General features: G+C 63.4%; 11 protein-coding genes. 4 read left to right on the top strand and 7 right to left on the bottom strand.

The annotated features are described in order from the left end of the window. Positions 1-142: 142 nt before the first annotated feature. The 4 genes from ACTIFK_RS17450 to ACTIFK_RS17435 form a co-directional block, all read right to left on the bottom strand. Positions 143-733, bottom strand: a complete 591-nt coding sequence (locus ACTIFK_RS17450) for a DUF2971 domain-containing protein (protein WP_439544288.1) — start codon at positions 731-733, stop codon at positions 143-145. Positions 734-786: 53 nt separating this feature from the next. Further along, entirely contained in the window at positions 787-1,137 is a 351-nt protein-coding gene (locus tag ACTIFK_RS17445; protein WP_439544287.1) for a hypothetical protein, read from the bottom strand. Continuing rightward, positions 1,137-2,120: an HAD family hydrolase gene (locus ACTIFK_RS17440; RefSeq protein WP_439544286.1), complete on the bottom strand. Its 984-nt coding sequence runs from the start codon at positions 2,118-2,120 to the stop codon at positions 1,137-1,139. The genes ACTIFK_RS17445 and ACTIFK_RS17440 overlap by 1 nt, the downstream gene beginning before the upstream one ends. A gap of 162 nt (positions 2,121-2,282) precedes the next feature. Further along, positions 2,283-3,092, bottom strand: a complete 810-nt coding sequence (locus ACTIFK_RS17435) for a peroxiredoxin family protein (RefSeq protein ID WP_439544285.1) — start codon at positions 3,090-3,092, stop codon at positions 2,283-2,285. A gap of 298 nt (positions 3,093-3,390) precedes the next feature. Between ACTIFK_RS17435 and ACTIFK_RS17430 the strand changes: the two genes are divergently transcribed. The 4 genes from ACTIFK_RS17430 to ACTIFK_RS17415 all read left to right on the top strand — a co-directional run bounded on the left by ACTIFK_RS17430 (position 3,391) and on the right by ACTIFK_RS17415 (position 6,809). Then, positions 3,391-4,200, top strand: coding sequence for a pentapeptide repeat-containing protein (locus tag ACTIFK_RS17430; protein ID WP_439544284.1), 810 nt, complete (start codon positions 3,391-3,393; stop codon positions 4,198-4,200). Positions 4,201-4,254: 54 nt separating this feature from the next. Continuing rightward, positions 4,255-4,650, top strand: coding sequence for a thioredoxin family protein (locus tag ACTIFK_RS17425; protein WP_439544283.1), 396 nt, complete (start codon positions 4,255-4,257; stop codon positions 4,648-4,650). Positions 4,651-4,679: 29 nt separating this feature from the next. Further along, positions 4,680-5,402, top strand: a complete 723-nt coding sequence (locus ACTIFK_RS17420; RefSeq protein WP_439544282.1) for a cytochrome c biogenesis CcdA family protein — start codon at positions 4,680-4,682, stop codon at positions 5,400-5,402. A gap of 162 nt (positions 5,403-5,564) precedes the next feature. Continuing rightward, positions 5,565-6,809, top strand: coding sequence for an FAD-dependent oxidoreductase (locus ACTIFK_RS17415; protein WP_439544281.1), 1,245 nt, complete (start codon positions 5,565-5,567; stop codon positions 6,807-6,809). Here ACTIFK_RS17415 and ACTIFK_RS17410 read toward each other — a convergent pair. The 3 genes from ACTIFK_RS17410 to ACTIFK_RS17400 form a co-directional block, all read right to left on the bottom strand. Continuing rightward, positions 6,806-7,198, bottom strand: a complete 393-nt coding sequence (locus ACTIFK_RS17410; protein WP_439544280.1) for a hypothetical protein — start codon at positions 7,196-7,198, stop codon at positions 6,806-6,808. The genes ACTIFK_RS17415 and ACTIFK_RS17410 overlap by 4 nt on opposite strands. Positions 7,199-7,461: 263 nt before the next feature. Further along, a complete protein-coding gene (locus ACTIFK_RS17405) occupies positions 7,462-9,267 on the bottom strand; it encodes a phosphoenolpyruvate carboxykinase (GTP) (protein WP_439544279.1) in 1,806 nt (601 codons plus the stop codon). A gap of 133 nt (positions 9,268-9,400) precedes the next feature. Beyond that, positions 9,401-10,168 (bottom strand): HugZ family protein, encoded by a 768-nt coding sequence (locus ACTIFK_RS17400; protein ID WP_439544278.1) that lies wholly within the window; start codon positions 10,166-10,168, stop codon positions 9,401-9,403. Positions 10,169-10,216 lie beyond the last annotated feature (48 nt).

Raw genomic sequence — 10,216 nt, 5'->3', positions numbered from 1 at the left:
GCCTTGACTTCCAAACCCCAGCCGAGATCTTTCTTGCTCAACTGTTGCACTTCGAATGTGAATCCACATCCCGGCCTCCGCCGGGATGACGGACTTTGCGGGCGGCATCGTCCAAACCAACAGCCGAGGGATCGGTGAGGTCTCAGGCGAAAGGGGTCTCTGAAACGGCCACGGATATGTTCAAATTTTTTAATTCCAGATACCGTTCGAGCTTCTCTCTACGCGCCTCCTTCTCCGCGTGGGGGCCGACAATTATACTGGAGATAGGGAGCTTGCCATTCAGCGGTGAAATCTTGAGATACGGTACTAATCCGTCGCGGAAGTGCACAGCTTTCGGTGACTTGGCTTTATGCTGCTTAAAGTTTTCTGGCTCTCGGAGCTTTAGTCGATCAAATTCGCGCTGGGATACGGGCGCCAGCATCGCCCGAACCTCAGCCTCTTCTGCGAATCCCCGATGTTTGTAGCGAGCGACGCTACTTGTGAAGTGAGCGTAAAGCTCGGGAGTTGCTTGAGGATTCCCGGCGAGGAGACCCAGCAAATACTTGCGGATCTCTGCCAAAAGAGAAGAGAATTCACGTCGGAATCCATTGTCGTCGCCGCCGTACACGACGTCACCGATGCTGCTGGGGCCGTAAAGATAGGTTTTGGATTCCTCATGAAGAAGAATATCGCAAAACTCTTTGGTCCGAAATACTATCGCATAGCCGGAGCCTTTTCCATACGCTCGCCACATGCTGAGCTTTCCATTCGCTGCCTCATAAGAGTCGGAGTGGCCACAAAATGAAATCAAGAAAGGGTCAAAAACTTCGGTGCTCCGTTGCGCCCAAATGTTGCGTTAAAAAGGCCACTCACTATTGTGTGCGCAAGCGATTGAGCCTGAAGATCTATGCCGCCTAGCGCGCTCAGATGAGCTTGGAAAGCTTGGTCACTGCGAGCCTTTGCGGCCAAAATATCATTCACTTCAGGCAGGATCTCCGCGACGAGTTTCGGCTCCATCTGCTGCATTTCCGTGAAGTCGTTCAGATATTTGAAATGTGTGGCGTGGAGGGTTTGACTTTGCAGAATTCCCTCGAGGCCATCTTGAGAAGTATAGTGGTGTAACAGGGAATATGCGTCCCAGATGTCGTTTGCTGACATTACTCTAACCCACGTCCCACCTTCCAAACCTCCTCCTGCACGGCGATGTCCGCGAGCATGCGGTCCAGCAGCAGGCACGTCCGCTTGAACAGCGCGCTGCCGCGCTGATAGTCGGCGGCGGCGTAGAAATCGACGCGGCCGGCGCGGAACAGCTCCAGGCACTTCGCTTCGTCGCGGCCCTCAGGATGCACGGCAATCGCGTGCCCGCCGCTCTTGCGCATCAAGGCCATCGACGGCACGTCCGTGTCGCCGTCGCCGAAGTAGATCATGTTGCGGAACGGGATCGGCCGCAGGTCTTCGGCCATATGCGCGTTGATGCTCTCGCCAAGATCCTCGATGCCCTTGTTGATGCGGAACAGGTACTGCGTCTTGCCGGTGTCCGTGATCACGCGCTTCGGGAACGGCAGCTCGTAGGCGTCGAACCAGTATTCCGAGGCGAACACATTATGAAAGTGGCGGCGGATCTTCGTGCCCTCGATGATCTCCGTCAGGCCCGACGAGACGAGGTAGTGGCGCAGCTCCACGCCCGCGCTCTCGGCGCGGATCTTGATGTAGTCCGCAATGGCGTCGAACCACGTCTCGACGCCCGGAAACAGCTCAACGTCCGCACCCTGCGCCACGAGATCGGCGCGGTTGATGACGAGGCCCTTTTCCTTGGCCTTCTTGTACATCAGGTGCATGTAGGTGATGAGCGGATCGGCTTGCTGCTCGCGCGCGAGCTGCGTGCACTCGTCCCAGAATGCTTTCGGCTCGATTCCGAGCTGTGGCAGGAACGAGTATTCCTGCATCGGACGCGGCGAGAGCGTACCGTCGAAATCGTAGACGAGCGCGATGGTCTTCTTGTCGAAGGCCTCGCCGTTTTTGGTTTTCTTGTTCGCCTTGGCGCCGGTTGTCTTTGCAGGCGAGGCGCTGCTACGTGAAGCCGCCGAAGCATCCGCCTCGTCGTCCGCGTTTTTGTCCCGCCCCGTTGCGCGCTCGGTCATGGTCGTCCCGCCTCTTGCTATCTGAGGCGACAGTCCTCCGATTCGGGTGGCGTCCTGAAGGCGAGCGGGAGCGGGATGCACAACTTGAACGACGTGCCCCTCCCCCCGCAGGCGGGAAGAGGGGCGCAGAAAGCATTCGCTTATACGTAAAGGGTGAGGCGCTTAACGAGCCGCCTTGCCCGCGCCAGCCTTCGCTTTGGCCTTTGCCGGTTCATGCTCGTGATCGTGGGAATGGTCGTGACCGCCACAGCACCCGCCGCCTTCAGCGTGGGCATGATCGTGGCCGTGCTGGTGACCATGATCGTGTGCGCCTTGCCCGCCGCAGCATCCGCCACCCTCGGCATGCGCGTGGTCATGTCCATGATCGTGCGAATGTCCGTGATCGTGGCCATGGTCGTGCCCGCAGCCGCAGCCGTCGCCATGATGGTGATGCTCGTTCGGATCGGTCAGCACGGCGGCGAGCCGGCGTTCGAGCGCAATCGACTGCTCACGCGGCGCATCGCGCGCCTCGATGGTGAGCGCCATCACCTCAGCGCCGAGGCGGAGATCGTCCACCTGGCCGAGATAGTGCCGCCGCAGGCGTCCCTGCCGGTCGAAGATCAGAATGGTCGGCGTACCGCGGATTTCGTAGTCTTCCATCGTCTTCGGCAGCTCGCCCTTCGCGCCGGTCTTGTCGAGCGCGATCGGGAAGGTGAGTTCATGCTCGGCCACGAACGCTTCGAGCGCCGCCTTGTCCTGCTTGCCCGGCTCCTCGAACGGCGTGTTGAGGCCGATCACGACCACTTCGTCGTCGTTGAACGATGCCGCGAGCCGCGCCGCCTGGGGAAGGCCGTGCTTGATGCTGCCCGGGCAATGCAGCTGGAAGGCCGCCACGACGACCACGCGCCCCTTGAGGCCCTTCAGCGTCGGCGGCGTGTCCACGTTGAGCCAGGCGGACGCTTGGATCTCGGGCGGGTTTTCGGGGTCGAACATCGGCGGGGTCCTCTATCTCGGCGCGCGATACGCAAAGCCAAATCGAAATTCGGCGCCACCATATCGGCAATTGGCGGGCCCGTCAGGTGGCCCAAGCGATATTCCCGGGATTGGAAGCTTAACCGTATGAAATCCCGCGTGGTTCAGCGCCGCACTCGGGTGGTGGATCAGGCCGTCTCGTCGCAGGGGGAACCGGGCGGATGCGGCCACGTCGCGCGCGAATACGTGCTGCGTCCAGGCCGTGATATAGTGAGCCGTCGCACCGGATGGAATGGTGAGCACCTTGGAAGGAGCGGCCATGCCCCGCATCGCGAATGTGCGTCTCGTCCTTGCAGCCCTGCTGATGGTCGCGGTCACGTCCGTCGCCGCGCGGGCGCAAAGTATGCTCGATATGGTCGATCTCTCCTCCGACCAGTTCACGAAGGCCGAGATGAGCCGCGCCGACATCGAGGCGGCCATCGCCAAGTTGCCGCCCGGCGAAAAGCTGGACCTGTTCGGCAAGGCGCTGAACAAGCTCGACCTCTCGGGCATGGATCTGCGCCGTGTCAGCCTGCAGGCGGCACGGCTGATGGGGTCGGACTTCTCGAACGCCAACCTCGAAGGCGTCAACCTCGACTCGGCCTGGTCGCTGAATTCGAAATGGACCGGCGCCAATCTCAAGGGCGCCAGCCTGTTCGGCACGCAACTCGTCGGCGCCAACCTCGATGGCGCGGACATGACCGGCGCCCGCCTCGCCGGAGACTTTTCCAAAGCCAGCCTGAAGGGCGCGAAGCTCGACGGCGCCGATCTCTCCGCCGACGAGAAGAACCAGTCGATGGGCCTGATGCGCGGCACGTTTCGCAGCGCGGACCTGACCGGCGCCTCCATGAAGGGGGCGAACATGCGCCGCGTTCTGATCGAATACACGACCCTGACCGGCGCCGATCTCACCGGCGCGTCGCTCGCCGGCAGCGAACTCGGCGGGTCCGACTTTACGGGCGCCGACGTGACCGGCGCCGATTTCGAGGGTGCCGATGTCAACTCGGCGCGCATCAGCAACATGAAGAACGCCGATAAGGCGCTGAATCTCGACAAGGCCAAGAATTTCGACCGTGCAATGCGAAACTGACGACGCGTGGCCGCGTATCACTCGTAACGCGCGCCCGCCGAAGGAGATGACCCCATGATCAACCGCTTCGCGATGTTTGCAGCTTTGATGCTGTCGTTTGGCCTGGCTGTTTCGCAGCCTGCCGCAGCGCTCGACAAGAAGCCCTATGACGCGGCTGCGGTCGCCGCGGATCAGGCGGCGGGCAAGCCTGTCGTGATCCATGTCACCGCGCCCTGGTGCTCGACATGTTCGGCGCAGAAGTCGGCCATCGAGAGCTTCAAGGACGACCCCGCTCTGAAAGACGTGGCGCTCTACGAGCTCGACTACGACACCGGCGGCGACGCCCTGAAAGCCTTGAACGTCCGGAGCCAGTCCACGCTCATCGCCTACAAGGGCAAGACGGAAACGGGCCGCTCGGCGGGCGACACGAGCGCCAAGGGCCTCGAGGCTCTGATGAAGTCCACGCTCTAGATCGCCCGCGCGCAACCAGGGTCACGGACATGACATTCGGTGCCCTCTCCCTTGCTGCGCTCGCCGGCGTGCTGTCCGTCCTGTCTCCCTGCGTGCTCCCCTTGCTGCCGATCGTACTCGGCGCGGCGGCGGCGGAGCATCGATGGGCGCCCGCAGCGCTGGCGCTGGGTGTGGCGCTCTCGTTCACGGTGCTGGGCCTGTTCGTCGCCACGATCGGTTTTGCTCTTGGGCTCGATGCCGACCTGTTTCGCACCATCGCGGCCGTGCTGCTTTTCGCGATCGGGCTGGTCCTGGTCGTCCAGCCCTTGCAGGTCCGGCTCGCCGCCGCGGGCAGCCCGCTTGGCAATACGATCGAGGAAACCTTCGGCCGGTTTTCGACGCGCGGCGCGCAAGGCCAATTCCTGTTGGGCTTGCTGCTCGGAGCCGTCTGGGCGCCCTGCGTCGGCCCGACGCTGGGCGCGGCGTCCGTGCTGGCGGCGCGTGGTGAAAACCTCGGTGAGGTCTCTGTCACCATGGCGGTCTTTGGGATCGGCGCGGCGCTGCCGTTGTTGCTCATGGGCCTCGTGTCCCGGGAGGCCATGATCCGGTGGCGTAGCCGCCTCATGCAGGCCGGAAGCGGCGGCAAGGCGGCTCTGGGCGGGCTCCTGATCGTCGTCGCCCTGCTCATCCTGACCGGCCTCGACAAGTCGATCGAGGCAGCGCTCGTATCGGTGTCCCCCGCCTGGCTCACCACGCTCACGACGAGCTATTGAGCGGGACTGCGCTCCACCTTTTTAACCCGCTGCTAAGCAAACGGCCGGATGGAGCGCAGCCAAATCCAGCCGTTAACGGATCCTGCCGGACTCATCGCTTAAGACAGAAGCAGGGGAAATACCTCCGTAGTTATGCGGACGAATTCCGTTCGGGAAGAGTGCGTGTCAGCCACCGCAGCAGACAAGGCGTTTGACGTTGCCATCGTCGGAGCGGGCCTCGCCGGTTCGGTCGCCGCGACCATGCTGGCGCGGGCAGGCCATGCCGTGGCTGTGATCGATCCCCACGCATCTTATCCCGATGAGTTCCGCTGCGAGAAGCTCGACTCCGGCCAGATGGCGATCCTGAAAAAGACGGGATTGGCCGAAGTCGTGCGGTCGGCATCGACGCATGACGAAAGCGCGTGGGTCTCGCGTCTCGGGCTTCTGATCGAGAAGCGGCCCAGCGATCAGCAGGGCATCGACTACGGCCGCCTCGTCAATACGGTACGCGCTGAAATACCCCGGAGCGTGTCGTTCATCCGGGACAAGGCGACGGAAATCGCCAACAGCCCGGACCTTCAGCGCGTCACGCTCGCATCTGGCGAGAGCATCACCGCCCGCCTTGTCATTCTTGCGAGCGGATTGGGCAATGCCTTGCGGCAGTCGATGGGCATGGACCGCGTGGATCTCGCGCCATGCTTTTCCGTAACGATCGGGTTCGACGTCGAGCCGGCCCCGGGCGCTCGCTTTCCGTTCCGCGCCCTCACGCACTACAGCGAGCACGCGCGCTACCGCGTCTCGTACATCACGCTGTTTCCGATCGGCAAGCGCATGCGCGCGAACCTGTTCGTCTATCGCGACCTCCGCGATCCGTGGCTGCGCGCCTTCCGGGACGATCCCGAAGCGACGCTGAAGGCGGCCGCCCCGAGGCTCGAGCGCCTGACTGGCCCGTTCCGCATCGTCGGTCCGGTCAAGATCCGCCCCATCGATCTTTACGAAACGCGGGGCTACCGCCAGCCTGGCGTCGTGCTGATCGGAGACGCGTTTGCCACCGCCTGCCCGGCCGCCGGCACGGGAGCCCGCAAGGCGTTGTTCGATGTCGAGCGCCTTTGCAACGGCTACGTCTCGGAATGGCTCGCCACGCCCGGCATGGATGCGGCGAAGATCGCCCGTTTCTATGACGACGACGCCAAGCGCCGGTCCGACGCGCGATCGCTCGACTTGGCCATGCGGACGAGGTCGATGGCGCTGGGCACATCTCCGCTCTGGTGGATGCGCCGCTTGGCCGCCATCGCTCTGGGCTTCTCCCGGTGGGGGCTGTATGCGGTACGCGACGCTGTCCGAACGCTCGCTCCGCGGTCACGCGCGATGACCACGAGCACCGGCAGGCCCTCGGAACCCGCCGCGCCGAAGTCGTCGCGGAGCTAGACCAGCCCGGCGGCGGGCCAGATCTGGAAGACGGCATTCGATGTGCTGCTCATGGCTTCAACGACGGCCATGTTGTCGAATCCGGCCAGCCTCGCTTGCATCGACTTGAGCAGCGCCGGCTCCCCGTCCGCACCCATCGGCACGACCAGCGACTGCCGCCCGTCGCGGTCGGTCATGATCCAGAACAGGTCCGCTTCGAAGGGGCCGGCATCGGTCGTCAGGACGGATATGTTGCCAATGTCAGACCATGCGACGGAAACAGCGGCGCCAGCGCCGTCGTCGACCGTGATGAGCTTGTCGTCATGGGTGACGCGTACGGGCGTCGAAACGGCGGGTTTCGGCACCGCATCGCGCGGGTGCCGCAGCAGCCTGAGAAGCCAGTTCAGCATCGCATTCGCCCACGGAGCCGCCAATGACGATCAGCGTGTCACAAGAAAGAACACGCGTCGGACGAAATCGGACCGAAGCGTGTAGCAGACCTAAAGACTCTGACAGGCCGAAGGCGCCCCGATGCGCACTTGGACGAGCATTTTTAGATCACGATTCACTGGCGAGAGCGAGTGGCAGGCCTGCAAATGAGGCTCCGAATTCGGCGGTTGCAAAAAACCCCGGGCTCGCGCCCGGGGTTTCGGTGGTGTCGTCGGGGCTCGGCTCAGCCGAGCCGTTGCTCGAGCGCGCGGAGTTCTGCAACCAATCCCTGCGGAAGCTTGGCGCCGAAGCTCGCGAAATGCTCCTTGATCAAGGGCAACTCGGATTTCCAACCGTCGCGATCGACTTTCAAGAGCTCGGCCATGGCGGCGCCGTCGACGTTGAGCCCATTGAGATCGAGCGCACCGTCGGCCGGTAGCATGCCGATCGGCGTGTTGATCGCGGCAGCTTTACCGTCACAGCGCTCGAAGATCCACTTCAGCACGCGGCTGTTCTCGGCATAGCCCGGCCACAAGAACTTTCCTTCCGGGCTCTTCCGGAACCAGTTGACGTAGAAGATCTTCGGCATCTTATCGCCGCCCTTCTCGCCGACATTGATCCAGTGCTGGAAGTAGTCGCCCATGTGGTAGCCGCAGAATGGCAGCATGGCCATGGGATCGCGCCGGATGTCGCCTTTGACGCCCGACGCCGCGGCTGTTTTTTCTGAAGCCATTGTCGCGCCCAGGAACGTGCCGTGACGCCACGACAGCGCTTCCGACACGAGCGGCACGACGGAGGCCCGCCGCCCGCCGAACAGGATGGCGTCGATCGGCACGCCGGCCGGATCGTCCCACTCCTTGGCGATGACCGGGCATTGCGCGGCGGGCGCCGTGAAGCGCGCGTTGGGGTGCGCGGCCGGACGTCCCGAAGCCGGCGACCACGAGCGGCGCATCCAGTCCACGGCATGCGCCGGCTGCTCGCCCATCTGCTCCCAGTACACGTCGCCGTCGTCCGTCAGCGCGACGTTGGAATAGATGATGTTGGCGGTCAGCGTCTTCATGGCGTTGACGTTGCTGTCGTTCGACGTGCCGGGCGCGACGCCGAAGAACCCCGTCTCGGGATTGATCGCATAGAGCCGCCCGTCCGGGCCGAACTTCATCCAGCAGATGTCGTCACCGATCGTCTCGGCCTTCCAGCCGGGAATGGTCGGCGCCAGCATGGCGAGATTGGTCTTGCCGCAGGCGGACGGGAACGCGGCCGCGATGAACTTCGACTGTCCTTCCGGGTTGGTGAGCTTGAGGATCAACATGTGCTCCGCAAGCCAGCCCTCATCGCGCGCCTTCACTGACGCGATGCGCAGCGCATGGCACTTCTTGCCGAGCAGCGCATTGCCGCCATAGCCAGAGCCGTAAGACCAGATCTCGCGCGTCTCGGGGAAATGCGCGATGTACTTCGTCTTGTTGCAGGGCCAGGGCACGTCGGCGGTCGTCGGCGTGGAGAGCGGCGCGCCGACGGTGTGCATGCCGCGCACGAAGTCGGGACTGTTGCCGAGCGCGGCCAGCACCTTGTCGCCCACGCGTGTCATGATGTGCATGTTGGCGATGGCGTAGGCGCTGTCCGTCACCATGACGCCGATGCCGGCGATCGGCGATCCGATCGGCCCCATCGAATACGGCAGTACGTACATCGTACGGCCGGCCATGGCTCCGTCGTAGAGCTTGAGCAGCGTCGCCTTCATTTCAGTGGGATCGGACCAGTTGTTCGTTGGTCCGGCGTCGTCCGGCGAACGCGAGCAGATGTAGGTTTGGTCTTCGACGCGCGCGACGTCTGCTGGGTCGGAACGCACAAGAATGGAGTTGGGCCGTTTCGCCGGATTGAGCCAGATGGCGGTGCCACCGTCGACCAGGGCTTTGAGCATTTCCTGGTATTCCCACTTCGTCCCGTTGCACCATCGGACGTTGTCGGGCTTGAAAAGCGCCTTCGCCTGTTCGACGAAAGCAAGCACGTCAGGATTGCGGGTTCGGGTCTCGACGGGTGGCATCGCGTTCATTGGGGCGCTCCTCCGCGAATGACTTTTGGCTGGTTCTTGTTTTCGGGCTCTTTCTTATAGGCATCGGGAAAACTGAATCTATCACCCGAAAGAACAAGACGACAAGCGCGCTAAGAAGCATTCTCAATGCTGATCATCGTTTTGCGTTGTGCTCTCGCGCCGATATCGCAAAGCGTATGAGTTCTTGCCGCGCCGCATTCGGAGAGTGCACCGCGGTAGCGAACGGGATGCGGCACGCCGCGCCGTCGCAGACGAGATCGATGCCTTCGGGATCGATCCCCGTCATTCGCCACGGGCCTCCCGGCGCGCCAGCAAGTTCGGTCGCATAGAGTTCGATGGCGGCGGCATGGTCTTCGTTCATGTGCGAGACGACATCGTCGTGCCCGTCGACCAGGTCGCCCGCGCCGGACATGTCGATCAGGAGATCGCTCGGCGCCAGGTCCACGATGCGCCCGAAGCCGCCGATGAAGTGCGCGCGCTCGGGCACGAGTTCGTAGAAGGCGAAATCGGGGAAGTCCGCGTAGCCGCGCGCGCTGTCGTGGCGAGCGAGAAACCGCTCCGGCGCCGTCGGTCGCTGGGTTTTGACCGCCCGCCCGATCAAGGTGACGCGCCCGCCGGCGAGGGGGTCCCCCCGCCCGTCCGTGCCGTCGAACAGCAGGCTCACCCGGTCGTCGCGAGCGATGTTTTTCGTGTGCAGGGCAAGAGTTGAGATGAGAAACAGCGGCGTGCCGTCCACGTCGGTTGCGATTGTGACCAGCGAGGCGTAAGGATGGCCGGTCCCCGCATCCAGTGTGGCGAGCGACGCCTTGAGCGCGCGGCGCACGAGGGTACGGGCAGCCCATCCAGGCGAGGCGTTCGCCTCGGCCGGCGGCTGCGGGAAAACGGGATCTTGGGCTGCCATGGGGATCGCCTCGTGGTTTCGATTGCGCTCGTGCCTGTTCAGTTTGGG

Source organism: Hyphomicrobium sp., from assembly GCF_051860585.1.
GTDB lineage: Bacteria > Pseudomonadota > Alphaproteobacteria > Rhizobiales > Hyphomicrobiaceae > Hyphomicrobium_C.
This window is presented reverse-complemented; position numbering and strand designations above follow the sequence as displayed.

Coding starts and splice junctions, on each gene's coding strand:
- ACTIFK_RS17445 (WP_439544287.1), bottom strand. CDS start 1,137: ATGTCAGCAAACGACATCTGGGACGCATATTCCCTGTTACACCACTAT.
- ACTIFK_RS17435 (WP_439544285.1), bottom strand. CDS start 3,092: ATGTTCGACCCCGAAAACCCGCCCGAGATCCAAGCGTCCGCCTGGCTC.
- ACTIFK_RS17400 (WP_439544278.1), bottom strand. CDS start 10,168: ATGGCAGCCCAAGATCCCGTTTTCCCGCAGCCGCCGGCCGAGGCGAAC.
- ACTIFK_RS17405 (WP_439544279.1), bottom strand. CDS start 9,267: ATGAACGCGATGCCACCCGTCGAGACCCGAACCCGCAATCCTGACGTG.
- ACTIFK_RS17430 (WP_439544284.1), top strand. CDS start 3,391: ATGCCCCGCATCGCGAATGTGCGTCTCGTCCTTGCAGCCCTGCTGATG.
- ACTIFK_RS17410 (WP_439544280.1), bottom strand. CDS start 7,198: ATGCTGAACTGGCTTCTCAGGCTGCTGCGGCACCCGCGCGATGCGGTG.
- ACTIFK_RS17440 (WP_439544286.1), bottom strand. CDS start 2,120: ATGACCGAGCGCGCAACGGGGCGGGACAAAAACGCGGACGACGAGGCG.
- ACTIFK_RS17450 (WP_439544288.1), bottom strand. CDS start 733: ATGTGGCGAGCGTATGGAAAAGGCTCCGGCTATGCGATAGTATTTCGG.
- ACTIFK_RS17425 (WP_439544283.1), top strand. CDS start 4,255: ATGATCAACCGCTTCGCGATGTTTGCAGCTTTGATGCTGTCGTTTGGC.
- ACTIFK_RS17420 (WP_439544282.1), top strand. CDS start 4,680: ATGACATTCGGTGCCCTCTCCCTTGCTGCGCTCGCCGGCGTGCTGTCC.